Consider the following 26,329-nt stretch of genomic DNA (forward strand, 5'->3'; position numbering starts at 1 on the left):
GGCCTGATGTCGAAGAGCAACACCATCCTCTATCTCGACGGCGTGTCGGTTTCCTTCGACGGGTTTCGCGCTATCAACAACCTTTCGCTGGTGCTCGACAAGGGCGAGATGCGGGCGATCATCGGCCCCAACGGCGCCGGAAAGACGACGATGATGGACATCGTCACCGGCAAGACGCGGCCCGACGCGGGTGAAGTTTTCTTCAACGGTGAGGTCGACCTAACCAAACACGACGAGGCCGAAATCGCCATGATGGGCATCGGCCGTAAATTCCAGAAGCCAACGGTCTTCGAAAGCCACACGATCGAGGACAATCTGATGCTGGCGCTGAAAGGCCCGCGCTCGATCTTCCCGGCACTGTTCCATCGTCGCTCGGCCGCGGACGTGCGGCAGATCGACGACATCCTCGGCATCATTCGGCTTGGCGACAAGCGTGACGAACTCGCCGCCAATCTGAGCCACGGCCAAAAGCAATGGCTCGAGATCGGCATGCTTCTGGCGCAGGATCCGAAGCTGCTGCTGGTCGACGAACCGGTTGCCGGCATGACCGACGCCGAGACCGAGGAAACCGCGCGGCTGCTCAGGGACATCGCGCGCGACCATTCTGTCATCGTCGTCGAGCACGACATGCATTTCGTGCGCGAGCTCGGCGTCAAGGTCACCTGCCTGCACGAAGGCTCGGTGCTTTCCGAGGGCAGTCTCGACTTCGTTTCGGCCGACGAGCGCGTCGTCGAAGTCTATCTGGGGAGATGAACATGGTCTGGCGCGTTCCGTTCCATCATTTCGACCTTTCGTTCTTCACGCGTTGGAGAAAGCGCTGACCATGCTCGAAGTCTCCAATGCCACGCTGCACTACGGGGCTGCCCAGGCGCTGCGCGGCGTCTCGCTGAAGGCCGGCGCCAGCAAGATCACCTGCGTGCTCGGCCGCAACGGCGTCGGCAAGACCAGTTTGATGAGATCGATCGTCGGCCATCACCGGCTGACGAGCGGAAGCGTTGCCTTCGAGGGGAAGGCGCTCGACCGGAGCGCGGCGTATGATCGCGCCCGGTCGGGCATCGCATTCGTGCCGCAGGGCAGGGAGATATTTCCGCTGCTTACGGTGCGGGAAAACCTCGAATCGGGTTTTGCGCCGTTGAAGCGCGCCGATCGCAACATTCCCGGTCACGTCTTCGAATTGTTTCCGGTGCTGAAGCAGATGCTCGCGCGCCGCGGCGGCGATCTTTCCGGCGGCCAGCAGCAGCAGCTTGCCATCGGCAGGGCACTGGTGATGCGGCCGAAGCTGCTGGTGCTCGACGAGCCGACCGAAGGCATCCAGCCGTCGATCATCAAGGACATCGGCCGCGCCATCCGCTATCTGCGCGACCAGGCCGGTATCGCCGTGCTTCTGGTCGAACAATATCTCGACTTCTGCCGGGAATTGGCCGACGAGGTCAACATCATGGACCGCGGTCAGATCGTCCATACCGGCCCCGCCGAGGATCTCGACCGGGCGGACGTCCGCAAATTCCTGACTGTCTGAATTCTTATTGATTCCATTATTTTGCAACTCTGGCGCGCTGCAGATTGCGTGCTAGATTTTGCTTGGCCTTGGTGAGTCGGCCGCTTTCCGTACCAGTTTCAACTTGGCAGATCAGGGGAAGGCGCGGCCCGCGTCGGCACGCTTGCGCGCAAGCCCTTCCAGCGATCTGTTGTCGTCCAACATTTCGGGTGCTTGGGAGCCAGGGCCAGTCGATGGAGCGCTATGTCGAGGACTACCAGAAACGACGGCTCACGGAGCGCGTCGATATCCTGACAGCCATCAACATTCTGAAATCGCAGGGGTATGACCACGACGAACTCATCGCGGAGATCACCAAGGTCTTCTATGTCGATCTCGATGCTTTCAACGAGATCGTCAGGGTTGATCGGCGTCCGGACGAGCGCGCCGCATAGCCGGTAATTGAGGACCCGGCCAGGCGGACCACCGACAGCGGGGCGTCAGCCTGCGACCCGCTTCATCAGCGCGATGGCGCCGAATGGAGCGCGGACCTTGCCCTCTGTGATGAAGTAGACGAACACATCGCGTGGCTTGACCGGCGCGTCGGTTGAAGGATCGGCGCGCGACAGGTCGGCCGGCACCTTGCCTTCCGCCCAGGTTTTTGCGCGCGCCGCCCATTCGTCGAGCGCCTTTGGCGTGTAGCAATCGGAATTGTCGTCGCTGCCGGTCTGCAGCCGCGCATAGATGAAATCGCCGGTAACGTCGGCAATCCCCGGATATTTGGCGTGGTCGGCATAAACGATGGCGGCCTTGTGCTTTCGCGCCAAGGCGGCGAACTCCGGCACGACGAAGCTGTCGTTGCGCACCTCGACCGCGTGGCGCAGCGCAACGCCGTCCTGCTTTTCCGGCAACAGCTTGAGGAAGGCCTCGAAATCGTCCGGGTCGAATTTCTTGGTCGGCGCGAACTGCCACAGGATCGGCCCGAGCTTGTCGCCAAGTGTCGCGACGCCCGACCCGAGGAAGCGCATGATCGATTCCCCGGCCTCGCCGAGCACGCGGCGGTTGGTGACGAAGCGGTTGCCCTTCAGCGAATAGACGAAACCATCCGGCGCCTCGTTGGCCCATTTGACGAAGGTCGGCTCCTTGAAGCTCGAATAATAGGTGCCGTTGACCTCGATAGTGGGCACCTGCCGGCTGGCATAATGCAGTTGCTTGGCCTTCGACAATTTGTCCGGGTAGAAGGACGTGTCCCACGGCTCGAAGGTCCAGCCGCCCATGCCGGCGCGGATTGTTCCTGATTGAGTCATGGTCGTCCTCCCGGTTTGCAGAAAAGGATCACGCGATGGCGGTCGTCTCGACGGCTTTCGCCATGTCGACGATCGTCCATCCTGGCCGATATGGATTGGGCCGGCGACCCGTTTCGCGAAAGCCGTAGGCCTTATACAACGAAACGTTCCGTTCCATTCTGGCATTGGTGTAGAGTCGGATTTCAGGCAAGCTCCACAAGCGCGTCTGTTGCTCGGCCCAATCGAGCAGCCCGATGCCGAAACCCTTGCCCTGAAAGGCGGGCGCAACGGCGACGCTGAAGATCATTGTATGGTCCGCATGTCGTTCCAGAACGATCAAGCCGGCCGGCTGTCCGTCCTGCTCCGAAAGCCAGACCTCGCCGCGTTCTATGCGCGGCGCATAGTCCTCGGTGACGGGGATCGGCGGCGCTCCGAACAGGGCAGTGTAGGGCGCGTAGGCGTCGGTGGTGAGCGAGATCACCGTGGGGAGATCATCGGCCCGAGCGGCTCTCATGATCAAAACTGGCCCGCGCCGGCAGCGGCCGCAATCACCTTGTCCATGCCGGCCGCTATCGCGGCGACGGCATTGCGACTGGCGTCGCCCAAGCCGTGGCGCTCAGCGAGCCAGTGCGCGTCATTGTAGGAGAGCCAGACCTTGCCTTGCTCGTCCTCCCAAGCCAGTGCCTTGACCGGCAGATCGATGCCGGCAAGCTGCCGGTCCTGCATCAGCGGCGTGCCGCCTTTCGGGTTGCCAAAAATCAGAAGCTGGGTCGGACGCAGAGAAGCTTCGACACTGCGCGCACCGGCGGCGTGGTCAATGCGGGCGAAGACTAGCAATCCTGCACCTTCCACAGTCCCGACCAGGCGATCGATCGTCTCGGCCACGCCGAAGCGGCTTTGGACCGTGATGAGACCGTTCTTTGCCATCACTCCGCCGCTTCGCGCTTGCCTCCGGGGCGCCGCTCCAGCAATTCCCTCAGGAACTGCCCGGTATAGCTGCGTTTTTCGCGAACGATGTCCTCAGGCGTGCCGGACGCTACCAGCTCGCCGCCGCCGTCACCACCTTCGGGGCCAAGATCGAGCACCCAGTCAGCGGTCTTGATCACCTCTAGATTGTGCTCGATGACAACGACCGTGTTGCCCTGGTCGACCAGCTCGTGCAGCACTTCAAGCAGCTTGGCGACGTCGTGGAAATGCAGGCCGGTGGTTGGCTCATCGAGAATGTAGAGCGTCTTGCCGGTCGCCTTGCGCGACAGTTCCTTGGCAAGCTTGATGCGCTGCGCCTCGCCGCCCGACAAAGTCGTTGCCTGCTGGCCAACATGGATGTAGCCGAGGCCGACCCGTTTCAGCGTCTCCAGCTTGTCGCGCACACCGGGCACGGCGGCGAAGAAATCGACGCCTTCCTCGACCGTCATGTCGAGAACGTCGGCGATTGATTTGCCCTTGAACAGGACGTCGAGCGTCTCGCGGTTGTAGCGCTTGCCGTGGCAGACGTCGCAGGTGACGTAGACGTCGGGCAGGAAGTGCATCTCGATTTTGATGACGCCGTCGCCCTGGCAGGCCTCGCAGCGGCCGCCCTTGACGTTGAACGAGAAGCGGCCCGGCTGGTAGCCGCGCGCCTTGGCCTCCGGCAGGCCGGCGAACCAGTCGCGGATCGGCGTGAAGGCGCCGGTATAGGTGGCAGGGTTGGAGCGCGGGGTGCGCCCGATCGGCGACTGGTCGATATCGATGACCTTGTCGAGGAATTCCAGCCCCTCGATTCGGTCATGCTCGGCCGGATGCTCGCGCGAGCCCATGATGCGGCGCGACGCCGCCTTGAACAGGGTCTCGATCAGGAAGGTCGACTTGCCGCCGCCGGATACGCCGGTGACGGCGGTAAAGGTGCCGAGCGGGATTTCGGCGGTGACGTTCTTCAGGTTGTTGCCGCGCGCGCCGACGACCTTCAGCCGGCGGTTCTTCTTGGCCTCGCGCCGAACCGCCGGCGTCGCCACTTCGAGCTCGCCCGACAGATACTTGCCGGTGATCGAGGCGGGGGTCGCCATGATCTGCTGCGGCGTGCCCTGCGCGATGATGTGGCCGCCATGGATGCCGGCCGCCGGGCCGATATCGACGACGTAGTCGGCATGCAGGATGGCGTCCTCGTCATGCTCGACGACGATGACCGTGTTGCCGATGTCGCGCAGATGCTTCAGCGTGTCGAGCAGGCGGGCATTGTCGCGCTGGTGCAGGCCGATCGACGGCTCGTCGAGCACATAGAGCACGCCGGTCAGGCCGGAGCCGATCTGCGAAGCCAGCCGGATGCGCTGGCTCTCGCCGCCCGACAACGTGCCGGAGTTGCGCGACAGCGTCAGATAGTCGAGACCGACATCGTTGAGGAAGCGCAGCCGCTCGCGGATTTCCTTGAGCACGCGCACCGCGATCTCATTCTGCTTGTCGTTGAGCGATGCAGGCAGGTCGGTGAACCACTGGTCGGCCTTGCGGATCGACAGCTCGGTGACCTCGCCAATGTGCTTGCCGGCGATTTTGACCGCGAGCGCCTCGGGCTTCAGCCGATAGCCGCGGCAGGCCGGGCAGGGCGTGGCCGACATGAAGCGCTCGATCTCCTCGCGCATCCAGGCGGATTCCGTTTCCTTCCAGCGGCGCTCGAGGTTGGGGATGACGCCCTCGAAGGTTTTCGTCGTCTTGTAGGAGCGCAGGCCGTCATCGTAATGGAAGGTGATTTCGCGCTCGCCGGTGCCGTGCAGGACGGCTTGCTTTGCCTCCTCGCTCAAATCCTTGAACTTGTCGCCGAGCTTGAAGCCATAGGCAACGCCCAGCGCTTCCAGCGTCTGCGCATAGTAGGGCGAACTCGACTTCGCCCAAGGGCTGACGGCGCCGGCCCGCAGCGAGACATTCTCGTCGGGCACGACCAGGCTGGCATCAATGGCGCGTTGGCTGCCGAGCCCGTCGCAGGTCGGGCAGGCGCCGAACGGATTGTTGAAGGAGAATAGCCTGGGCTCGATCTCGGGAATGGTGAAGCCGGATACCGGGCAGGCGAACTTTTCCGAGAACAGCATGCGTTCATGCGTCTCGTTCTTCGATTTGTTGACCGAATCCTCGCCGGTCTGGCTGGCGTCGAGCGGCTTGTCGGCAAATTCCGCCACCGCCAGCCCGTCGGCCAGCTTCAGCGCGGTCTCGATGGAATCGGCGAGCCGCGTCGCCAGATCGCCGCGCACGACGATGCGGTCGACGACGACGTCGATGTCGTGCTTGTACTTCTTGTCCAGCGCCGGCACGTCGGCGATCTCATAGAAGACGCCATCGACCTTGACGCGCTGAAAACCCTTCTTCTGCAGCTCCAGCAGCTCCTTGCGGTACTCGCCTTTGCGGCCGCGCACCATCGGCGCCAGGATGAACAGCCGGGTGCCTTCCACGACTGCAAGCACCCGGTCGACCATCTGCGAGACCGTCTGGCTCTCGATCGGCAGGCCGGTGGCCGGCGAATAGGGTACACCGACGCGGGCGAACAAAAGCCGCATATAATCGTAGATCTCGGTGACGGTGCCGACCGTCGAACGTGGGTTCTTCGAGGTGGTCTTCTGCTCGATGGAGATGGCTGGCGACAGGCCGTCGATCTGGTCGACGTCCGGCTTCTGCATCATTTCGAGGAATTGCCGTGCATAGGCCGAAAGGCTCTCGACATAGCGGCGCTGGCCCTCGGCGTAGATGGTGTCGAAGGCAAGCGACGACTTGCCCGACCCCGACAGGCCGGTCATGACGATCAGGCTGTCACGCGGCAGGTCGAGATCGACATTCTTCAGATTGTGTTCGCGTGCCCCGCGAATGGAGAGATATTTATGGTCGGCCATCGCCGGTCGCCGCCTCAGAATCTGGAATTCGTGGGATGGGCGGGTTTTCCCGACCACCCCCTATGTAGGCAATTTCGCCGCCTTTTCGAGAGACGCCACAACTCTCGACCAAAGCGTTTAACCGCCTTTCGCGCGAACGGGCAAGCGGAAAGAACAAAGGCCGAACACGCTCCTGACAAAAGCTGCCCGTGGGGCCGGCTTCCCAAAACGTCTCGCGATCACATTTTTCGGTAATCGGCTATTCAAGGTTGACGTCCCTGCACCGTGGGGGCAGACTCCAGACGTCAACGAAGCCGGCCGTCTTTCGATGGCCTCGCGGCCTGGGGCTAGCCTGCGAGACGCCGCGGGTTATGCGATGAGCGCTTCGACGACGACAGTCGCAACCAACAGAAGGAGAGCAGAGGCATGACTCCACCGGATTGTTCGTTGAGGCTCCACGTGTCGCTGGAGCCGCGGCAGGTATAAGTGGCCAGGGTCAGGCGTTTTCGCTGCCCGCCAAACGGACCTGCTGATCCCCATAAAATCAGAGACTGCTAGTCGGATCGTCGGCTGAATGCCGCGAAGCATCCGAAATAAAATGCCGGCAGTACACTCCCGGCAATTTGGATTTCAGATCCAAGAAGCCCCGTCAGTTGCAAACGCAATGGCGGGGCTGTTCGTTTGAAGCGCAATATTTGTGGTTCACACCAGGCGAGCTTAGCGGCTGGAGGGCCTGATCCCGCCGGTAGCGACATCGATGGTGATGCTACCGGAAATCCGAACGTCGGTATCGCCAATCTTGAAGGTGCCGTTGCCGCTGCCTGGAGCCATATCGTCAGGCTCAGGCCGCGGCGCTGGCTCGGCGATGCGATAATCGCTGGTCACACCGGGCAGGGCGCCCTTTTGCGAAGACATCGAATTATCTTGGGCAAGTGCCATACCCACCAGCATGTTCGTGCCGGCTACGGTAGCGATAGCAAGGCATAACAGGCTGGACGAGCGGCTGGCGGTCATCGCCGGACTATAGTGCCGCGATAGCGGCAAGACCAGACCGATGTCGCTGAAATTGCGGGCGCTCAATCGCGTCAGTTCCGTCCGCCGGCCCGGCTCGTTCATGCGGCCTGCTTGCGAGTGTCGAAAACATGGTCGACGAGGCCCCAATCCTTGGCCTCCTGCGCGGTCATGAAAAAGTCGCGGTCGAGCGTGCGTTCCACTTCTTCGTAGGTGCGGCCGCAATGGCGGGCGTAAAGATCGGTCATGCGCCGCTTGGTGCGAAGGATGCCCTCGGCATGGCGCTGGATATCGGAGGCTTGGCCCTGGAAACCGCCGAGAGGCTGATGCAGCACGATGCTGGTGTTGGGTAGCGCGATCCGCCGCCCCGGTGTGCCGGCCATCAAAAGGAACGAGGCCATCGAGGCGGCGAAGCCCATACAAACCGTGGAGACCGGGCAGCTGATATACTGCATCGTATCGTAGATCGCGAAACCGCTGGTCACCACGCCACCCGGCGAGTTGATGTAGAGCGAGACCTCCTTGTCGGGATTGTCGGATTCCAACGACAGAAGCTGGGCGCAGACCAGCGCCGAGGTGCCGTCGTCGATCGCCCCGTTGATGAAGACGATGCGCTCGCGCAGCAGCCGCGAAAAAATGTCGAAGGCGCGTTCGCCGCGGCTCGACTGCTCGATCACCATTGGCACCAGATTGGCAAGGCCGCTCATCGGTTCTCTCCGTTGACTGTTGTCGTTCAGGCCGCGCGCAGGAAGAGGCGCGGCGTGTTTGCGGCGATCTGCTTGTGTCTGGGAGTGCGCGCTTCAAACGAAAGCCGGCAACCGGCGCCTGCCATCGCGATCTCCGGCACTGCTGCCCGAGCAAAACCATCATGGACGATGCGCAGATGCGTGCCGCCGGAAACGGTGCGGTCGAGCGTAAAGGTGACGATGCTGTCCACTGGGCTGTCGTTCATTGCGCTGTCCAGGGGGCTGCCGGGCGGCACCTGCGTATCGCCGGGCGCCGGCCGCTCCCGCCAGGAATAGCGCAGCAGCCGTCCGGGATCCGCGTCGAGGATTTCGCACTCGATCGGCGCATTCGGCGCTTTAAAGGCAAAGCGGTTGCCGATTTCGGGCTTGATGTCGTTCGGCATCATCCAGGCCGCGAGCAGGTCCGGCACCGTCAGCGCCCGCCACACCTTTTCCGGCGGTTCGGGCAGCTCGCACTCGAACTCGATCTTGTCTGCGGCCATTTCGGCGCGTTCTGTGCCTCGGCTGGTCATTGGTCCATGTCCTTCAAAACCGTCTTGAGTCTTTCGATGCGCTCTGGCCAGAACGCACGGTAGCGTTCGATCCAGCCGAGCAGTGGCGCAAGCCCCTTCGGATCGACGCGGTAATAGGCATTGCGACCGGCCCGGCGCTCGACCACGAGGCCGGCGCCGCGCAGCACTGCGAGATGTTGCGATACCGCCGGCTGCGATACCGGTATGCCAGTGCGCAGTTCCGACACCGTCATCTCGCCGTCGGCGAGCCGCTCATAGACGGCGCGACGCGTTGGATCCGCTAGTGCCCGAAAAATGTCTGCTTCGATCATGCCGAAAGCATAAGTCAATACTTATCGGTTTGGCAAGCCGTGTTTTTTAAGACAGGCGGTGTTTTTTAAGACAGGCGAGGTTTTACAAACTCGCTGGAGGCCAGCGTCTCACCATGTCGGGGGATCCGTTGAACGTCGCCTCGAAAACTGGTGACGCGAGCACAGCATGAATATGAAGCAATTCGGAGCCGACGTTTCGGAAGCCATGTTGCCTGTGCGCGGCAACAACAAGCGACTGTCCGGCAGTCAAGACGAGATGCTCTTCGTCGATCCACATCTCGGCCCTGCCAGCGATGACGGTAAGCACTTCCTCGACCGGGTGCCAATGTGTCGGGGCGCCAACCGCGGGTTCGACCCATTGTTCGAATATGCAAAGTTGAGTTGCGCCGTTGCAGGCCGAGACATGCATGCGGGTCTTTACTCCCGTCCGCCATTCTTCTTGCGGCTGATCGTCGTGCGCAACCATCTTCATGCGTTCGCCTCGATCCCATGGTCTGTGGAAATTCGACGCCAAGACACTACTTCTTACTGACAACTATTGACAGTGCAGGGCCTCTCCTATAGAACGAAAAGAGAACAAAAACCTTGTGGGAAAAGGCAGCGACGACAGGCAGGGATTGTCCATAGCCTGTAAGGTGCGGCGACAAAAATTCGGTTTCGGATGAGCGCGGAGAAGTATCATGGCGGGTAGCGTCAACAAGGTCATTCTGGTGGGCAACCTCGGGGCGGACCCTGAAATCCGCCGCTTGAATTCGGGTGACCCGGTCGTCAACATCCGCATCGCGACGTCGGAAAGCTGGCGCGACAAGACATCCGGAGAGCGCAAGGAAAAGACCGAGTGGCACAATGTCGTGATCTTCAACGACCAGATCGCCAAGGTGGCCGAGCAGTATCTGAAGAAGGGCATGAAGGTCTATGTCGAGGGCCAGCTGCAGACGCGCAAATGGCAGGACCAGACCGGCAATGACCGCTATACGACCGAAGTCGTGTTGCAGAAATTCCGCGGCGAGCTGCAGATGCTCGATGCGCGGGGCGAGGGCGGCGGCCAGGTCGGCAACTATGCCGGTGGTGGTGCGAGCCGCGGTTCCGATTTCGGCCAGTCCGGCCCGGGCGAAAGTTTCAATCGCGGTGGCGCCAACAAGGGCGGCGGCGGTGGTTCGTCGCGCGAGCTGGACGACGAAATCCCGTTCTGATTTCTCGGGGCGGACTGCCCTTGCGACGAAAAGCGCCGGCACCTTGGCCACGAAATGGCGTCCCGAAAATCTGTCTTGGATTTTCGGGACGTTGTGCGTTTGAGCGGTGAAAGGACGTATCAGGTGAAGGCAAGGGTCAAATGGGTCGAGGAGCGCACTTTCGTTGGCGAGTCCGCCAGTGGGCACAAGCTGGTGCTAGGCACTGCGTTCGGGCCGGAGGGCAAGACGCCGGGGCCGAGCCCAATGGAACTGGTGCTGATCGGCACTGGCGGCTGCTCGGCCTATGACGTGGTCCATATCCTCGAAAAGGGGCGCGAGGCGGTCGAAGATTGCGTGGTCGAACTCGATGCCGACCGTGCAGAAGCCGATCCCAGGGTGTTCACCCGCATTCACATGCATTTTGTCGTCAAGGGCCGGGCGCTATCACACGACAAGGTGAAGCGGGCGATCGGGCTTTCGATCGACAAATACTGCTCGGCCTCGGCAATGATGGCCAAGACTGCCGAGATTACCCACGACTTCGAAGTCATTGAAACGACAGCGAAGTAGGGTTGTCCCTACGTCGCCATCAGCGCCTTGATGCCGTCGGCGACGAACTGTACGGCGAGCGCCGCCAGGATGACGCCGAGCAGCCTTGTCAGGATCGAACGGCCGGTTTGGCCGAGGATACGGTCGATGCGCTCTGACAGCACGAACACCAGGTAGGTGATGACGAGGCAGATGGCGATGATGCCGACAAGGGCTGTCTGCGCCCCCAAACCCTGAAACGAGCTTGAGAGCAGGACGGTCGCCGAAATCGCGCCGGGACCGGCAATAAGCGGGATCGCCAGCGGAAAGGCGGCGATGTTGTGGATCATGTCCCTGGTGATGGCGACGTCGCCGATCTTCTCCTTGCGGTCCTGCCGGCGCTCGAACACCATTTCGAAGGCGATGAAGAACAGCAGAAAGCCGCCGGCGACGCGGAAGGCCGGCAGAGTGATGCCGAAGACTGACAGGATCGACGCGCCGGCGATTGCGAACAACGCCATTACCAGGAAGGCGATGACCGAGGCGCGCACGGAGACTTGGTTGCGCTCCTCGCGGTTCATGCCGCGGGTCACGGCGAGGAAGAGCGGCGCCAGGCCGGGCGGATCGATCGTCACCAGTATGGTGACGAAGGCGTTGAACAGGCTGTCGAAGCTCGGCATGCTGACCCTCCCCGCCGGCAAAGCCGGATAACGGGATTGGTAGAGCAAAGCGGAGCCAGTGGAAACCGTGCGGATCAGGGGCTGACGGCCCGGCGCGCCAGAAACTCGACTTCGAGACGCCAGGTGGCGCCGTCGTCCTGTGAGCGTTCGCCCAGCCAGCGGAACGAATTTTCGGTGATGCGCGAAAAGCTCCAGCGCACAGCAGATCCGGTGCCGTCTGCGCCTTGCTGGATGATGGTGTCGCCCTCGGCACGGCCGAGCTGGCGGCTGTAGTACTGATTGCGCGGATCGCTCCAGAAGATGTGCCAGGCGTCAACGCCGGGATCGTAGACGCGCAACGTCGTGCCATAGAAGGTCCATTTGCCGAGCGAGGGCGAGGGGCCGGCGTCACGGGCAGGCAGGATCCATACGTCCTGGATCGCGCGGCCTTCGAGCACCCAGCCGAAATGCACTTCGCCGCGCCCGGTCAGCACCTGACCGTCCTCGAGATGGCGCGTGGCGTCGAACGTCCAGGCGCCGATGAAGCGGCCATAAAGATTCAGTTTCTCGGCAAGGGCCGGTACGGGCCCACCGCTGTGCAGGGCCTTGGCAAAGGAATTGGACATGGCTTCGCTCTCATCTTGTCAGGAGACCGGCAAGCATAGAGGCTCACAGGGGTTCTGCGCTTGGGAAAAGTTGCTATGTTTCGGCGATGACGACGAGCGCGCACAGGCTGGCGTCGGGCCGAGGCTGGCAGGTGTCGGATGTCATCTGCACCGCCAGCGCCGCCGACAGGCCATTCGAGGAGGAGCATCGGGATTTCTGCGTTGCCGCCGTAACCAACGGCACCTTCCGCTATCGTGCGCGCGAGGGCACGGCGATGCTGGCGCCGGGCGCGCTCCTGCTCGGCAATCCCGGCACATGCTATGAATGCGGTCACGAGCATGGCGCCGGCGACCGCTGCCTCTCCTTCCATTTCGGACCGGCCTATATGGAGCGGATCGTCGCCGACGTGCCGGGCACGAAGACGCTCGATTTCGGCACGCCGCGCCTGCCGCCCTTGCCGGCGCTGGTGCCGCTGCTTGCCGAAGCGGAGGCGGCGCGCGAGATGGCCGACACCGGCGCGTTCGAGGAACTCGCCCTGCGCATTGCCGGTGCCGCGGTGACAGCGGCTTGCAGCGCCACGGATCGGGGACGGACGCCGAGCCGCCGTGACCAGAAGCGTGTTGCCGAAGCGGTGCGGCGCATCGAAGTCGATGCCGACCGGCCGATCTCGCTTGCCGAACTCGCCGACGAGACCGCCACCAGCCCTTACCATTTCCTGCGCACCTTCCGGCACGTCGCCGGTATGACGCCCTACCAATTCCTGCTGAGAGCGCGGCTGCACAGGGCAGCCGTGCGGCTCCGGACGTCGGATCAGACGATTTCGGCGATTGCCTTTTCGGCGGGATTCAACGATCTATCAACCTTCAATCGTCGTTTCCGGCGGCTGATGGGCGAGGCGCCGGGTACTTATCGCGCCCGCCGGCGACGCCCGTGAAAGGGTGCCACGGCCATATCGTCGCAATTGGTTTATCCTTTTGAATTTGCCGCTAAAAACCACACTGGAAAACTGCCGCGATTGTTGGAGTTTCAGGCTGGCTTCCTATATAAGCACCAAGTGATTCCTGATTAGATTGTGATCCGATTTGACCGACCAAAAGACACCGCGCGGCGCCGACGGCGGCCCCACCGGCATCGAGCCGATATCCATCATCGAGGAGATGCAGCGCTCCTATCTCGATTACGCCATGAGCGTGATCGTCAGCCGCGCGCTGCCGGACGTGCGCGATGGCCTCAAGCCGGTGCATCGCCGCATCCTCTACGCCGCCTATGAGAGCGGCTATCACTGGAACCGCAAATATGTGAAATCGGCACGCCCGGTCGCCGACGTGATGGGTAAATACCATCCGCATGGCGACGCCTCGATCTACGACGCTTTGGTGCGCATGGCGCAGGATTGGTCGCTGCGCGTGCCGCTGATCGACGGGCAGGGCAATTTCGGCTCGATCGACGGCGATCCGCCGGCGGCGATGCGCTACACGGAATCGCGGCTGACCAAGGTCGCGCATGAGTTGCTGGAAGACATCGACAAGGACACAGTCGATTTCCAGGACACTTACGATGCGTCCGGCAGCGAACCGAAAGTCCTGCCGGCGCGCTTCCCGAACCTGTTGGTCAACGGCTCCGGCGGTATCGCCGTCGGCATGGCCACCAACATCCCGCCGCACAATCTGGGCGAGGTCTGCAACGGCGCCATTGCCCTCATCGATAATCCGGCGATCGACCTTCCGGCGCTGATGGAGATCATTCCGGGACCGGATTTCCCGACCGGCGGCATCGTGCTTGGCCGTTCCGGTATCTACAGCGCCTATTCGACCGGCCGCGGCTCCATCGTCATGCGCGGCCGCGTCAACGTCGAGGCGCGCGGCAACGATCGGGAATCGATCGTCATCACCGAGGTTCCCTATCAGGTGAACAAGGCGTCGATGATCGAGAAGATGGCCGAGCTGGTGCGCGACAAGCGCATCGAGGGCATTTCCGACATTCGCGACGAGAGCGACCGGCAGGGCTACCGCGTCGTCATCGAACTGAAGCGCGACGCGGTCGCCGATGTCATTCTCAACCAGCTTTACCGCTTCACCCCGCTGCAGACATCCTTCGGCGCCAACATGGTGGCACTGAACGGCGGCAAGCCGGAATTGCTGACTCTGACCGACATGCTGAAGGCGTTCGTCGCCTTCCGTGAGGAGGTGATCAGCCGGCGCACAAAATTCCTGCTGCGCAAGGCGCGCGACCGCGCCCATGTGCTGGTCGGCCTTGCCATCGCTGTTGCCAACATCGATGAAGTCATCAAGCTGATCCGCAGCGCTCCGGACCCGCAGACGGCGCGCGAGCAGTTGATGGAGCGGCGCTGGCCTTCGGGCGACGTGGAATCGCTGATTCTTCTGATCGACGACCCGCGCCATCGCATCAACGAGGACGGTACCTACAATCTCTCCGAGGAGCAGGCGCGCGCCATCCTCGAACTGCGCCTGCAGCGCCTGACCGCGCTCGGCCGCGACGAGATCGCCGACGAGCTGAACACGATCGGCGACGAGATCAAGGACTACCTGGACATCCTCTCGTCCCGCGCCCGCGTCCAGCAGATCGTCAAGGACGAGCTCATCGCCGTGCGCGACGAGTTCGGCACGCCGCGCCGCACCGAGCTCGCCGAGGGCGGGGCGGACATGGAAGACGAGGACCTGATCCAGCGCGAGGACATGGTCGTCACGGTCAGCCATTCCGGCTACATCAAGCGCGTGCCGCTGTCGCTCTACCGGGCGCAGCGCCGCGGCGGCAAGGGCCGCTCCGGCATGTCGACCAAGGAAGAGGATTTCGTCACCCGGCTGTTCGTCGCCAACACGCACACGCCGGTGCTGTTCTTCTCCTCGCGCGGCATCGTCTACAAGGAAAAGGTCTGGCGCCTGCCGATCGGCAACCCGCAATCGCGCGGCAAGGCGCTGATCAATATGCTGCCGCTCGAACAGGGCGAGCGCATCACCACGATCATGCCGCTGCCGGAGGATGAGACGAGTTGGGGCGAGCTCGACGTCATGTTTGCCACCACGCGCGGCACCGTACGTCGCAACAAGCTGTCGGACTTCGTCCAGGTCAACCGCAACGGCAAGATCGCCATGAAGCTGGACGAGGAAGGCGACGAGATCCTCGGCGTCGAGACCTGCACCGACAATGACGACGTGCTTTTGACGGCAAGTTCCGGCCAGTGCATCCGCTTTCCGGTCAGCGACGTACGCGTCTTCCAGAGCCGCAATTCGGTCGGCGTGCGCGGCATTGCGATGGCCGATGGCGACCGGGTGATCTCGATGGCGGTGATCGAGCATGTCGATGCGCCGCCGGCGGAACGTGCCGCCTACCTCAAGCGGGTGGTGGCCGAACGCCGGCTCGCTGCTGACATTGCGGCCGGCGAGGAGGAAGAAATCCAGCTCACCAATGAAGAGGTCGGCGAAGAGGCGGAGCTTTCCGACGACCGCTATGAGTTCCTCAAGGCGCACGAGCAGTTCGTGTTGACGGTGACGGAATATGGCTACGGCAAGCGTTCATCGTCCTACGATTTCCGCCTGACTGGCCGTGGCGGCAAGGGTATTCGCGCCACCGACGTCTCGAAAACGGCCGAAATCGGCCGCCTGGTGGCGACCTTCCCGGTCGGCAACGACGATCAGATCATGCTGGTTTCGGATGGCGGCACCGTCATTCGCGTCCCGGTCAACGGCATTCGTTTCGCCAGCCGCGCCACCAAGGGCGTTACTATCTTCAATACCGCAGAGGGCGAGAAGGTCGTTTCGGTGGAGCGGATTTCAGAACCGCAAGCCGACGAGGAGATCGAAGAGAGTGTCGATGCTGAAGGTGGCGCTTCCACCGATGCCGAAGGTGGGGAGCCTGATACTACCGTCGAGTGAGTTTGCCACGACGGCGCCAGCCCTATGGGCCGGCGTGTGAAGACACCCCGCAATCTAGAAGTGGCGATAAGGCTTGCGGTTGCCGAAGCCTTCGAACCGCTTGGTATTGGCCTTGGCGGGGACGCGCTGTGCTTCCTGATGCAACCCGAATACGGTAGCGATCAGCATGGCGACGGTCATTGCGGTGGCGAGGATGTAGATCAGCATGTGCATGTTCTCCTGCGCCTAACAACGATTAGATGGGTGTTTGGTTTCATCTTCTGCAGCGGCAACTTAGTGAACACTGCGTGAAGCTGTTGTGAGCGGCACATTCATCTGTCGTTCACGTCGGCCAAAAGGTTCACGGGGCGGGCTGGCGATCGGATTTGCCTTTAGGGGAGAGGCTCGCTAGAAGCACCTGCCATGACCGAACGCATCGCCCTTTATGCCGGCTCTTTCGACCCGCTGACCAACGGCCATCTCGACGTGCTGAAGGCGTCGCTGGCCGTGGCGGATACAATCTATGCGGCGATCGGCATCCATCCCGGCAAGAAGCCGTTGTTTTCCTTCGAGGAACGGGTTGGCCTGATCGAAACGGCCGCGAAGGCGGAATTCGGCAGCGACGGTGCGCGTATCAAAGTAGTCGCCTTCGACGGGTTGGTGATCGATGCGGCCAGGAAGCATGGCGCCTCGATCATCATCCGCGGCCTGCGCGACGGCACCGATCTTGACTATGAGATGCAGATGGCCGGCATGAACGAGACCATGGCGCCGGAGCTGCAGACCGTGTTCCTGCCCGCCAGCCCTTCAGTGCGCACCATTACCGCCACACTTGTGCGCCAGATAGCTTCGATGGGAGGCGACATCCGCCCCTTCGTGCCGGCGGCCGTGGCCGGCGCGCTCACCGCCAAATTCGCGAAATAAATGCATGTCACCCAAAAGTGGAACCCGGCTTTGGGTAACGACATGCATGAACGAAGATATTCGGAGAAAGATCCCATGCAGCTGAAAAAGCTTGCCTTCTTGCTTGCCGTGCTTGCCGGTCTTGTGACCGCATCCGTGTCGGCCTTTGCCGCCGATCCGGAAAACACCATGATCGTAACGCTGAAGGACGGCGACGTGACCATCGCGCTGAGGCCCGACCTTGCGCCGAAGCACGTCGCGCAGATCAAAAAGCTGGTGCGCCAGGGCGCCTACGACAACGTCGCCTTTCACCGCGTCATCGACGGCTTCATGGCGCAGACCGGCGACGTCAAGTTCGGCAACATGAAGAGCGGCTTCAATGCCGACGCTGTCGGCACCGGCGGCTCCGATCTTCCTGACCTGCCGGCCGAATTCTCCAGCACCGAGCACTACCAGCGCGGCGTGGTCGGCATGGCCCGCTCCGACGATCCGAATTCCGCCAATTCGCAATTCTTCATCATGTTCGCGCCGGCACCGCCGCTCGATGGCCAGTACACCATCGTTGGCAATGTCGTCAGCGGCATGGAGCTGGTGGACCACATCAAGAAAGGCGACGAGGCGCAGAACGGGACGGTGACCGACCCCGATCGCATGATCAAGGTGCGCATCGCCGCGGACGGCAAGTAACCCCAATTGTTCAAAAGGATATTTCTGACATGGCCGAAATCAAGGACCGCGAGAACGCGCTTATCATGGACACGACCAAGGGCAAGGTCGTCATCGAATTGTTTCCAGATCTGGCGCCCGGCCATGTCGGCCGTATCAAGGAGCTGGCGCGCGAAGGCGCCTATGACGGCGTGGTCTTCCACCGCGTCATCGACGGCTTCATGGCGCAGACCGGCGACGTGAAGTTCGGCAATTCCAACAAGCCGTCTTTCGCGCCATCGCGCGCCGGCACTGGCGGTTCCGACAAACCCGATCTGAAGGCCGAGTTCTCCAACACCAACCACGGCCGCGGCACCTGCTCGATGGCGCGCTCGCAGAACCCGAACTCGGCCAATTCGCAGTTCTTCATCTGCTTCGACGATGCCGCCTTCCTCAACCGCCAGTACACGGTATGGGGCCAGGTCATCGAAGGCATGGACAACGTCGACAAGATCAAGCGCGGCGAACCGGTGCAGGATCCTGACAAGATCGTGTCGCTCAAGGTCGCGGCCGACGTGAAATGACCGGCCGGGCTGTCGCGGCCATCGCATTTGTGCTCGTCGCGGCGGCCACTCCGGCGCTGGCAACGGAATCGATCGTCTGCAGCGCCGACGGCGGCGCGGCATCGATTGATGTTTTGATGGGACACACGGCCGTCATTGCGGTGGCTCGTGTGTGGCTGGATGCCGGCGGCAAGACATGGACCACGGACGGACAGGCAGGCTCAACGAAAGTCATGGTTGGACAGGCATTCGAAGACGACGAGCGCATGCTGATCGATCTCACTGATGAGGGCCTCAGCTCGATCGTCGCCAAATTGCGGCTGGTCAAGGCCAGCGAGCAGTCCAGCTTCGCAATGGGCGGTACGCTGAGCATAGACAGTGTCGGCGCCTGGGCGGTGACCTGCCCGGAACCTTGAGGCGGGGATTTCTTGCGCGTCGATCTTTTCGACTTCGATCTGCCGGAGGAGCGCATCGCGCTTCGCCCAGCCGAGCCGCGCGACAGTGCCAGGATGCTGGTGGTCAGGCCGGGTGAGGGGCTCGAAGACCGGACGGTGCGCGACCTGCCGGCCCTGCTCAAGGCCGGTGATGTGCTGGTCTTCAACGACACCAAGGTCATTCCGGCACAATTGAAGGGCATCAGGCGGCGCGGCGAAGCAGCAGCGCAGGTCGAAGCCACGCTGCATATGCGGATGGCGCCCGACCGGTGGCTCGCCTTCATGCGTCCGGGCAAGCGCATCGCCGCCGGCGATCGCATCCATTTCGGTCATGACGCCAATTCCTGCTTTCTCGGCCAGCTCGACGCGACAGTGATCGAGAAGGGAGAAGGTGGCGAGGTGCTGCTCGGCTTCGACCTGTCAGGTCCGTTCCTCGACGAGGCGCTGCATGCCGTCGGCCACATCCCGCTGCCGCCCTACATCGCTTCCAAGCGTGACGACGACGAACGCGACCGCAGCGATTACCAGACCATTTATGCCAAGGAGGAGGGCGCCGTGGCCGCGCCGACGGCAGGGCTGCATTTCACGCCGGAGCTGTTTGCGACGCTCGACGCCAAGGGCATAGAGCGCCGTTTCGTCACGCTGCATGTCGGCGCCGGTACGTTCCTGCCGGTGAAGGCGGACGACACCGCCGACCACAAGATGCACGCCGAAACCGGTTCGGTCAGCCCGGAAACCGCCGAGGCGCTGAATGCGGCGAAAGCAAAAGGAGGGCGCATTATCGCCGTCGGCACGACATCGCTGCGCTTGTTGGAGAGCGCGGCTGGCGAGGACGGCAGGCTGGCAGCATGGTCAGGCCCGACCGACATCTTCATCACGCCCGGCTATCGCTTCAAGACCGCAGACATGCTGATGACCAATTTCCATCTGCCGCGTTCGACGCTGTTCATGCTGGTTTCGGCCTTCTGCGGTTTGCAGACGATGCGCGCGGCCTATGCGCATGCGATCGAGAACCGCTACAGGTTTTATTCCTATGGAGACGCAAGTCTTCTGTTCAGGGAGGATAGTAATGGACGATGACCTGGAAACCTTCGGCCGCGAAGCCTTGATCACCGAGGTCAGGAAACTGCGCGCCGGAATCCGCCAACACCGCGACGCCACCGGCCATGATCTGTGCTGGCATCATCCCGACCTCTGGTCGCTTTTGCCCGAAAAGACCGAGCCGGCGATTGCCGTGCCACCGTGGCCGAAATTCATGCGCGGCTGCATCCGCTACCGGCAATCACTCGATAAGCAGGCTCCGGACGCGCCGGTATTCGACAAAGAGTTCGATGGCTAGGGAATTCAATGACTAACGCATTCAATGACTAACGCATTCACCTTCAAGGTGCTGGCGACCGACGGCAGGGCGCGGCGTGGTGTAATCACCATGCCGCGCGGCGAAATCCGCACGCCTGCCTTCATGCCGGTCGGCACCGGCGGCACGGTGAAGGCCATGTATATGGATCAGGTGCGCGGCGTCTGCTCGGACATTATCCTCGGCAACACCTACCACCTGATGCTGAGACCCGGCGCCGAGCGCGTGGCGCGGCTCGGCGGCCTGCATGAATTCGCCCGCTGGCCGCATCCAATCCTGACCGACAGCGGCGGCTTCCAGGTGATGTCGCTGTCGAAGCTGCGGAAACTGACCGAGAACGGCGTTACCTTCCGTTCGCATATCGACGGCGGCGCCTACGAGATGTCGCCGGAGCGTTCGATAGAGATCCAGGGGCTGCTCGATTCCGACATCCAGATGCAGCTCGACGAATGCACAGCGCTGCCGGCCAAGCAGAACGAGATCGAGCGTGCCATGGAGTTGTCGTTGCGCTGGGCCGAGCGTTGCAAGACGGCATTCGGCGAGCAGCCCGGCAAGGCGATGTTCGGCATTGTGCAAGGCGGCGACGTGCCGGATCTGCGGCTGCGCTCGGCGCAGGCGCTGAAGGCAATGGAGCTGAAGGGCTACGCGATCGGCGGGCTGGCTGTCGGCGAGCCGCAAGCGGTGATGCTGGAGATGCTCGACATCACTTGCCCGGAGCTGCCGGCTGACCGGCCGCGCTACCTGATGGGCGTCGGCACCCCGGACGACATTTTGAAGTCGGTGGCGCGCGGCATCGACATGTTCGACTGCGTGATGCCGACGCGGGCAGGGCGCCACGGCCTTGCATACACACGGCGCGGCAAGGTCAATCTGCGCAACGCCCGCCATGCCGACGATCCGCGTCCGCTCGATGAGGAAAGCGACTGCCCGGCCGCACGCGACTATTCGCGGGCCTATTTGCACCATCTGGTGCGCTCGCAAGAGGCGCTTGGGGCGATGCTCCTGACCTGGAACAATCTGTCCTATTACCAGCAGCTGATGCGCGACATTCGTGAAGCGATCGAGGCTGGCAGGTTCGCCGAACAAGCCGAGATCATCACGCAGCAATGGGCAAACGGTGACCTCGCCGTCCGGTAGGCATGCTCGCCAGGAATCCGGCTCCAGGGAGGAGTTGCCCCTTCCATGAACTGTTTTGAAACGACTGCCTAATAAGCATTGCCGGACGACATCGGGCGAGGATCAAGAACCTGTTCGTTTCGGGGCAAGTTTCAGTTCCTGGCACGACGGTGCGGACGAACGGCATCGCCGAGCCTTCGCCTTCCGTGGCTGTCCAGCAATGGACGGCGGGGTCGTTGCTTGCCGCTCTGGCGATCGCAGTGACCGGCCTGGTCTTGCGCTTACTTGGCGCGCGCGGCGACCTTTGGCTGGACGAGATCTGGAGCTTTGCGCTGATCGAGCCGCTGACCTCGATCGACCAGATATTCTGGCGCGTCAATCACGACAACAATCATTTCCTCAACTCGGTCTATCTCTATCTCATTGGCCCCGATGCTTCGCCGCTGATCCAGCGAGGTCTGTCGATAGCATTAGGTGTTGCCACGATCGGTGCGGCGGCAGCGAGCGCCGCATCGCGCGGACGACAGGCGATGATTGCCACAAGCCTGTTGTTTGCCGTGAGCTACCCAATGATCCATTACGGCTCGGAGGCGCGCGGCTATGCCGGCCTTGTGCTGTTCACGCTGCTTTCGGTCATTTTTCTGGAGCGCCGGCTCGACAGTAGACGGTGGTCTGGCGTGGCCTTGGCAGCGGCGATCCTTTTCGGCTTCCTGTGCCACCTCACCATGATCGGAATGGTGGCGGTCCTCGCAATATGGACCGCCTGGCTCGCCTGGCAGCGTACGGCGAAGGTCGGCCGTGTCGTTGCGGACCTGGCGTCGATCTTCCTGCCGGGCTTGCTTGCCGTGCTGCCGCTGGCTGTCGGCGTGTTTGTCGGCGGCAGGCTGTTCGGCTTCAGTGTCGGTGGTGTTTCGCCGTTCTCGATTGCCGCCTTCGCGCAGGGCTATGGCGGGATGATCCGCTCTCTGTTCGGGCTGCCACCCTGGTTCGGTGACGGGCCCTACATCGTTGCCGCCTGCTGTCTTGTCGGCCTCTCCGCCGGTGTCTGGCGCGGTCGCCGAGCCAGCCTTTATGCGATCGGGATTATCGGACTGCCTTTGCTCATGGCGGCGGCGCATCTGCCCAACCTCGAGTTCCCACGCTATTTCATCATCAGCGGAACATTGCTGCTGCTCTGGGCCGGCGAGATGATTGGCCGCGGCCTGGATGCTCGCGGGACTGCAAGGCTACTTGCGATGGGAGCGCTGGCGATCGTGGTGAGTGGAAGCATTTCGTCGCTGCTTCAGTTCTATCAATATGGACGCGGCTCCTACGCCGCTATCGTCGATGAAATGACCAGGAACGGCGCAACCACCTATGCCAGCGACGGCAATTTCCGCACCCCCATTGTCGTCGACTATTTTGCGGCGCGAATGGATCGTCGGGCATTGCTGGTTCCAGACGACGGGATGTGCACCGAACGGCCCGCCTGGCTGGTCCTCGAGGGGGACGTGGACAAACAAGCCGAACATGTCGAACCGACGGCCGCATGCGCTCTGGCCTATGAACGGGCCGATGCGTCGAGGCATTGGGGGTTTTCAGGCCTGAGCTGGACGCTCTACCGGCGACAGGATTGAAACACCCCTTTAGGTGCTGAGCGACGTGGACGCACGCAGGCTGCAGCCGGTGATCCGAAAGCTGCCGTCAGGCTGTAGTTCGAGCGTGTAGACCGCCTCGTAGTCCTTGCCATCCGGGCCGACGATCAGCACTTGCTGGATGATCGAGGTCGGGCTCGTCTCGCGAACCTTGCCGAAGGAGTAGGTCTGCGGTTGGCGCACCGGCAGATAGCCTTTTGTCACCATGTTCATGAAGGTATCGACGGTCGGAAAGATGCGTTTCACATTCGGTGCGGCAAAGCTGTAGGCCGTCATTCCGTCATTGGCGATGAAGGCCCTCAACTGCCCATCGATGACCGTCTGCGCCGCTTTGACTTCGGCGTCGCCAGCAAAGGCCTGGGATGCGAAAATGAATGGAACGACTGCGAATGCGAAAAACGCGCGGCGCATGGCCTGTCTCCGTTGTCCCTGAGAAATCGCTGCCTGAAGGTACATAATACCATACGCTTTGCAGTGCTTCAGGGTTTCAGCCGAGCGCAAACATTCGGCGTGGCAGTCCGTGTCCGAGCCGAGAAAGCATTGTCGAGGCGAGAACAGCCTGAGCGATTGCCGATGCTTGAAAGGCGAACGGCAGTCTGCCACAAGGGCCGCTCGATTATACCTAGAGCGTGCGATGTGAGCAGGACCAGGCAATGAAGGCATTTTTCGTGCAGATAAAGTGCGATCTGGGCAAGGCCTACGACGTTGCCAGCGCCCTGGCCGATGCCGAGATTGCTTCGGAAATCTACTCGACAGCCGGAAACTACGACCTGCTCGCCAAATTCTATGTCGACGACGAGGAAGACATCGGCCACTTCGTCAACGAGAAAGTGCAGATTCTCCCGGGCATCAAGGACACGTTCACGGTCGTCACCTTTCGCGCTTTTTGATCCGCATCCGGCATCTGCCCGGACACCAGGCAAAGCCTGATCAAGGCCCTATTGGTGCTGCCTTAATTTTAGGCAAGTGCGATATACTGATCGCCGGCGCCCAACAAATCACCGATTGCGCTTGATTTTCTCCAGCGAGGCCAGTGAAATGGCGCCACAGGGGAGTATGCGATTGGCAGCGTTCGATGAAATGCTTCCGGAAGTTTCCGGGCTGAGAAAACCGTATTCGGCTTACGATCGCTGGCTGAAGGAACAGGACCCGGCCAGACTTACCGAGAAGATGCAGGACGCCGAACGCGTCTTTCGCAAGACAGGCATCACTTTCGCCGTCTACGGCGAGCAGGAAGCATCGGAGCGGCTGATACCCTTCGATATCGTTCCGCGCATCATTTCGGGCAATGAATGGCGACGGCTGACGCAAGGCATCGAGCAGCGCGTCCAGGCGCTGAACGCCTTTCTCGACGACATCTACCATCGCCAGGAGATCTTGCGCGCCGGCCGGGTGCCGAAGGAGTTGATCGCCAAGAACGAGGCGTTCCTGCCCGAGATGATCGGGGTGCGGCCGCCGGCCGGCGTCTATACCCACATCATCGGCGTCGACATCGTACGCATCAGCGAGAACGAGTTCTACGTGCTGGAGGACAATGCGCGCACGCCGTCCGGCGTCTCCTACATGCTGGAGAATCGTGAGACGATGATGCAGCTCTTCCCCGAGCTGTTCCAGCAGATCAAGGTGCGGCCGGTTGAGAATTACCCGCAGCTCTTGCGCCAGTCCCTGGCGGCAGTGCGGCCGCAAAGCACCAAGGGCGCGCCGACCATTGCCGTGCTGACGCCGGGTAGCTTCAACTCGGCGTATTTCGAACATGCTTTCCTTGCCGACCAGATGGGCGTGCAGCTTGTCGAGGGGCAGGATCTGCGCGTCGTCGATGGCCATGTCGCGATGCGCACCACCGAGGGCTACAAGCAGATCGACGTGCTTTACCGGCGTGTCGACGACTCGTTCCTCGATCCGCTGACCTTCCGCCCCGACTCGGCACTTGGCGTGCCGGGCATTATGGACGTCTACCGCGCCGGCAACATCACGATCGCCAATGCGCCGGGAACCGGCATCGCCGACGACAAGGCGATCTATTCGTACATGCCCGAGATCGTCGAATTCTACACCGGCCGCAAGGCGATGCTCGGCAACATCCCGACCTGGCGCTGCTCGGAGCCGGACAGCCTGGAATACGTGCTCGAGCACATCGATGAATTGGTTATCAAGGAGGTCCACGGGTCCGGCGGTTACGGCATGCTGGTCGGTCCGGCGGCGACCAAGAAGGAATGCGAGGATTTTTCCAAAAAGCTCGCGGCAAAACCGTCGAACTACATTGCTCAGCCGACGCTGGCGCTGTCGACCTGTCCGATCCTGACGGACAAGGGGCTGGCGCCGCGCCATGTCGATCTGCGCCCCTATGTGCTGGTTTCCGACCGTATCCAGATCGTGCCCGGCGGGCTGACCCGAGTAGCGCTCAAGGAAGGCTCGCTGGTCGTCAATTCCTCGCAAGGCGGGGGCACGAAGGATACGTGGGTGTTGGATGATTAGAGTGGAAGTAGCGAGTAGGGAATAGCGAATGGTGAATAGTGAATAGTGAATAGTGAATAGTGAATAGATAAGGATATGGGTCGTTGATGTTGGTGAAATGCCCTGAAGTGAAGCGCGCGGAATCGCGCCCTGGAATCTGGATAGTCACCATTCACCATTCACCTTTCACTATTCACCACAGGACCGCCTGACATGCTTCTCGGCCGCACCGCCAACGGGCTCTACTGGATGAACCGCTACATCGAGCGGGCGGAAAACATGGCGCGATTGGTGGATGCCGGCCTGCGCATGGCGCTGACTCGTACCCAGAACGCTTCGGAGGAGTGGAATTCGGTGCTGCTCAGCGCCGGTTCAGACGCCAGCTTCACGCAGAAATATTCCGACTACACCGCCGCCAATGTCGCCGACTATCTGCTGCGCGACACATCGAACCCGTCGAGCACGATGTCGTCTATCGAAACGGCCCGTAACAATGCCCGCATGGTGCGCACGGCACTGACGCGTGAAACCTGGGAAAGCATCAACGAAGCCTGGATGTCGCTGAAGCGGATGCTGGCCAAGCCGATCGACGAGCGCGACCTGCCCAACGCACTCGACGCAATCAAGCGCGAGACGGCGCTGATCCGCGGCTCGTTCTACGGCACGATGCTGCGCAACGAGATTTTCGATTTCTCGCAGCTCGGCACTTATGTCGAACGCGCCGACAACACCGCGCGCATCCTGGATGTGAAATACTATGTGCTGTTGCCGTCGATCTCCTGGGTCGGCTCGACGCTCGACAACTACCAGTGGGAATCGATCCTGCGCTCGGTGTCGGCGCACCGTTCCTATCGCTGGGTCTATGATGCCGACTACAAGCCGAGCAACATCGCCGATTATCTGATCCTCAACGTCCGCATGCCGCGCTCGCTGACCTTTTGCTACCGCTTCCTGACGGAGCATCTCAAATTCCTGGGTGACGACTATGGGGAGCGCCACGCCTGTCATGCGACGGCTGCCAAGACCCAGGCCATGCTGACGGCCGGGTCGATCAAGGATATTTTCGACGCCGGCCTGCACGAATTCCTGGCCAATTTCATCCGCGACAACACCAGGCTCGGCGACGAGATCGCGCAGGATTACAGGTTCTATTGAGCATGACCCCAAAAAGCGGAGACCGGTTTTCGGAAAAGCTCATGCTCCAGGGACGAGTGCG

General features: G+C 61.9%; 31 protein-coding genes. 18 read left to right on the forward strand and 13 right to left on the reverse strand.

Translation table 11 applies throughout. From position 1 onward, the window contains the following. The first annotated feature begins 6 nt into the window (after nt 1–6). The 3 genes from urtD (at nt 7) to NKI29_RS01715 (ending at nt 1,932) form a co-directional block, all read left to right on the forward strand. The gene (gene urtD, locus NKI29_RS01705; RefSeq protein ID WP_023674855.1) at nt 7–753 is read left to right on the forward strand and encodes an urea ABC transporter ATP-binding protein UrtD; all 747 of its coding nucleotides are present in this window, start codon (nt 7–9) and stop codon (nt 751–753) included. A 70-nt stretch (nt 754–823) separates the two neighbouring features. Beyond that, entirely contained in the window at nt 824–1,519 is a 696-nt protein-coding gene (gene urtE / locus NKI29_RS01710) for an urea ABC transporter ATP-binding subunit UrtE (protein WP_352568743.1), read from the forward strand. 212 nt (nt 1,520–1,731) lie between these two features. Beyond that, nucleotides 1,732–1,932, forward strand: coding sequence for a hypothetical protein (locus tag NKI29_RS01715; RefSeq protein ID WP_023674857.1), 201 nt, complete (start codon nt 1,732–1,734; stop codon nt 1,930–1,932). Nucleotides 1,933–1,977: 45 nt separating this feature from the next. On the opposite strand, the gene NKI29_RS01720 is transcribed toward NKI29_RS01715, so the two are convergent. The 9 genes from NKI29_RS01720 to NKI29_RS01760 form a co-directional block, all read right to left on the reverse strand. Then, complete coding sequence (locus NKI29_RS01720) at nt 1,978–2,784, reverse strand: DUF72 domain-containing protein (RefSeq protein ID WP_352568741.1); 807 nt, start codon at nt 2,782–2,784, stop codon at nt 1,978–1,980. 28 nt (nt 2,785–2,812) lie between these two features. Continuing rightward, nucleotides 2,813–3,283 (reverse strand): GNAT family N-acetyltransferase, encoded by a 471-nt coding sequence (locus NKI29_RS01725; RefSeq protein ID WP_352568740.1) that lies wholly within the window; start codon nt 3,281–3,283, stop codon nt 2,813–2,815. Beyond that, complete coding sequence (locus NKI29_RS01730) at nt 3,280–3,690, reverse strand: DUF302 domain-containing protein (RefSeq protein WP_352568738.1); 411 nt, start codon at nt 3,688–3,690, stop codon at nt 3,280–3,282. The genes NKI29_RS01725 and NKI29_RS01730 overlap by 4 nt, the downstream gene beginning before the upstream one ends. After that, nucleotides 3,690–6,611 (reverse strand): excinuclease ABC subunit UvrA, encoded by a 2,922-nt coding sequence (gene uvrA, locus NKI29_RS01735; RefSeq protein WP_352646465.1) that lies wholly within the window; start codon nt 6,609–6,611, stop codon nt 3,690–3,692. The genes NKI29_RS01730 and uvrA overlap by 1 nt, the downstream gene beginning before the upstream one ends. 696 nt (nt 6,612–7,307) lie before the next feature. Beyond that, entirely contained in the window at nt 7,308–7,706 is a 399-nt protein-coding gene (locus tag NKI29_RS01740; RefSeq protein WP_352593513.1) for a hypothetical protein, read from the reverse strand. Next, on the reverse strand, nt 7,703–8,308 hold the full coding sequence (locus tag NKI29_RS01745; protein WP_352502501.1) for an ATP-dependent Clp protease proteolytic subunit: 606 nt from the start codon (nt 8,306–8,308) through the stop codon (nt 7,703–7,705). The genes NKI29_RS01740 and NKI29_RS01745 overlap by 4 nt, the downstream gene beginning before the upstream one ends. A gap of 26 nt (nt 8,309–8,334) precedes the next feature. After that, nucleotides 8,335–8,829, reverse strand: coding sequence for an SRPBCC family protein (locus tag NKI29_RS01750; RefSeq protein WP_352646467.1), 495 nt, complete (start codon nt 8,827–8,829; stop codon nt 8,335–8,337). A gap of 26 nt (nt 8,830–8,855) precedes the next feature. Further along, nucleotides 8,856–9,170: an ArsR/SmtB family transcription factor gene (locus NKI29_RS01755; protein ID WP_352448759.1), complete on the reverse strand. Its 315-nt coding sequence runs from the start codon at nt 9,168–9,170 to the stop codon at nt 8,856–8,858. Between the two features lie 82 nt (nt 9,171–9,252). Continuing rightward, complete coding sequence (locus tag NKI29_RS01760) at nt 9,253–9,642, reverse strand: cupin domain-containing protein (protein WP_352646470.1); 390 nt, start codon at nt 9,640–9,642, stop codon at nt 9,253–9,255. A gap of 208 nt (nt 9,643–9,850) precedes the next feature. Between NKI29_RS01760 and NKI29_RS01765 the strand changes: the two genes are divergently transcribed. Both NKI29_RS01765 and NKI29_RS01770 read left to right on the forward strand, forming a co-directional pair. Beyond that, a complete protein-coding gene (locus tag NKI29_RS01765) occupies nt 9,851–10,363 on the forward strand; it encodes a single-stranded DNA-binding protein (protein ID WP_023674867.1) in 513 nt (170 codons plus the stop codon). Nucleotides 10,364–10,486: 123 nt separating this feature from the next. Next, nucleotides 10,487–10,912 (forward strand): OsmC family protein, encoded by a 426-nt coding sequence (locus NKI29_RS01770; protein ID WP_352646472.1) that lies wholly within the window; start codon nt 10,487–10,489, stop codon nt 10,910–10,912. An 8-nt stretch (nt 10,913–10,920) separates the two neighbouring features. On the opposite strand, the gene NKI29_RS01775 is transcribed toward NKI29_RS01770, so the two are convergent. Further along, nucleotides 10,921–11,550 carry a MarC family protein gene (locus tag NKI29_RS01775; RefSeq protein ID WP_023674869.1) on the reverse strand — a complete coding sequence of 210 codons (630 nt, stop codon included), beginning with the start codon at nt 11,548–11,550 and terminating at the stop codon, nt 10,921–10,923. Nucleotides 11,551–11,624: 74 nt separating this feature from the next. Next, on the reverse strand, nt 11,625–12,155 hold the full coding sequence (locus NKI29_RS01780; RefSeq protein ID WP_352646474.1) for a hypothetical protein: 531 nt from the start codon (nt 12,153–12,155) through the stop codon (nt 11,625–11,627). 86 nt (nt 12,156–12,241) lie between these two features. Here NKI29_RS01780 and NKI29_RS01785 point away from each other — a divergent pair, with 86 nt between their 5' ends. Both NKI29_RS01785 and gyrA read left to right on the forward strand, forming a co-directional pair. Beyond that, nucleotides 12,242–13,069: a helix-turn-helix transcriptional regulator gene (locus NKI29_RS01785; RefSeq protein WP_352593499.1), complete on the forward strand. Its 828-nt coding sequence runs from the start codon at nt 12,242–12,244 to the stop codon at nt 13,067–13,069. A 148-nt stretch (nt 13,070–13,217) separates the two neighbouring features. Next, a complete protein-coding gene (gyrA, locus tag NKI29_RS01790) occupies nt 13,218–16,028 on the forward strand; it encodes a DNA gyrase subunit A (protein ID WP_023674872.1) in 2,811 nt (936 codons plus the stop codon). Nucleotides 16,029–16,082: 54 nt separating this feature from the next. Here the strand turns inward: gyrA and NKI29_RS01795 are convergent, their stop codons facing one another. After that, entirely contained in the window at nt 16,083–16,235 is a 153-nt protein-coding gene (locus NKI29_RS01795; RefSeq protein ID WP_352646477.1) for a hypothetical protein, read from the reverse strand. A 195-nt stretch (nt 16,236–16,430) separates the two neighbouring features. Between NKI29_RS01795 and coaD the strand changes: the two genes are divergently transcribed. The 8 genes from coaD to NKI29_RS01835 all read left to right on the forward strand — a co-directional run bounded on the left by coaD (nt 16,431) and on the right by NKI29_RS01835 (nt 22,641). Next, nucleotides 16,431–16,931, forward strand: coding sequence for a pantetheine-phosphate adenylyltransferase (gene coaD, locus NKI29_RS01800; RefSeq protein WP_023674874.1), 501 nt, complete (start codon nt 16,431–16,433; stop codon nt 16,929–16,931). A 75-nt stretch (nt 16,932–17,006) separates the two neighbouring features. Next, complete coding sequence (locus NKI29_RS01805; protein ID WP_352471695.1) at nt 17,007–17,597, forward strand: peptidylprolyl isomerase; 591 nt, start codon at nt 17,007–17,009, stop codon at nt 17,595–17,597. Nucleotides 17,598–17,626: 29 nt separating this feature from the next. Beyond that, nucleotides 17,627–18,139 (forward strand): peptidylprolyl isomerase, encoded by a 513-nt coding sequence (locus NKI29_RS01810; protein WP_352568728.1) that lies wholly within the window; start codon nt 17,627–17,629, stop codon nt 18,137–18,139. Then, a complete protein-coding gene (locus NKI29_RS01815; RefSeq protein WP_352795418.1) occupies nt 18,136–18,534 on the forward strand; it encodes a hypothetical protein in 399 nt (132 codons plus the stop codon). The genes NKI29_RS01810 and NKI29_RS01815 overlap by 4 nt, the downstream gene beginning before the upstream one ends. A 12-nt stretch (nt 18,535–18,546) precedes the next feature. Continuing rightward, nucleotides 18,547–19,632 (forward strand): tRNA preQ1(34) S-adenosylmethionine ribosyltransferase-isomerase QueA, encoded by a 1,086-nt coding sequence (gene queA / locus NKI29_RS01820; protein WP_352568725.1) that lies wholly within the window; start codon nt 18,547–18,549, stop codon nt 19,630–19,632. Beyond that, nucleotides 19,622–19,891 (forward strand): hypothetical protein, encoded by a 270-nt coding sequence (locus NKI29_RS01825; protein ID WP_352568724.1) that lies wholly within the window; start codon nt 19,622–19,624, stop codon nt 19,889–19,891. The genes queA and NKI29_RS01825 overlap by 11 nt, the downstream gene beginning before the upstream one ends. A 24-nt stretch (nt 19,892–19,915) precedes the next feature. Then, complete coding sequence (tgt, locus tag NKI29_RS01830) at nt 19,916–21,046, forward strand: tRNA guanosine(34) transglycosylase Tgt (protein WP_352568723.1); 1,131 nt, start codon at nt 19,916–19,918, stop codon at nt 21,044–21,046. 149 nt (nt 21,047–21,195) lie between these two features. Continuing rightward, on the forward strand, nt 21,196–22,641 hold the full coding sequence (locus tag NKI29_RS01835) for a glycosyltransferase family protein (protein WP_352568721.1): 1,446 nt from the start codon (nt 21,196–21,198) through the stop codon (nt 22,639–22,641). 9 nt (nt 22,642–22,650) lie between these two features. On the opposite strand, the gene NKI29_RS01840 is transcribed toward NKI29_RS01835, so the two are convergent. Further along, nucleotides 22,651–23,070: a DUF4864 domain-containing protein gene (locus NKI29_RS01840; protein ID WP_352568720.1), complete on the reverse strand. Its 420-nt coding sequence runs from the start codon at nt 23,068–23,070 to the stop codon at nt 22,651–22,653. Between the two features lie 242 nt (nt 23,071–23,312). Between NKI29_RS01840 and NKI29_RS01845 the strand changes: the two genes are divergently transcribed. From NKI29_RS01845 to NKI29_RS01855, 3 genes are all read left to right on the forward strand, one after another. After that, nucleotides 23,313–23,549 carry an Lrp/AsnC ligand binding domain-containing protein gene (locus NKI29_RS01845; RefSeq protein WP_023674883.1) on the forward strand — a complete coding sequence of 79 codons (237 nt, stop codon included), beginning with the start codon at nt 23,313–23,315 and terminating at the stop codon, nt 23,547–23,549. A 172-nt stretch (nt 23,550–23,721) separates the two neighbouring features. Further along, nucleotides 23,722–25,134: a circularly permuted type 2 ATP-grasp protein gene (locus NKI29_RS01850; protein WP_352568719.1), complete on the forward strand. Its 1,413-nt coding sequence runs from the start codon at nt 23,722–23,724 to the stop codon at nt 25,132–25,134. A 192-nt stretch (nt 25,135–25,326) separates the two neighbouring features. Then, nucleotides 25,327–26,268 carry an alpha-E domain-containing protein gene (locus tag NKI29_RS01855; RefSeq protein WP_023674885.1) on the forward strand — a complete coding sequence of 314 codons (942 nt, stop codon included), beginning with the start codon at nt 25,327–25,329 and terminating at the stop codon, nt 26,266–26,268. Nucleotides 26,269–26,329: the final 61 nt, after the last annotated feature.

Source organism: Mesorhizobium sp. M0678, from assembly GCF_040320505.1.
Lineage (GTDB): Bacteria > Pseudomonadota > Alphaproteobacteria > Rhizobiales > Rhizobiaceae > Mesorhizobium.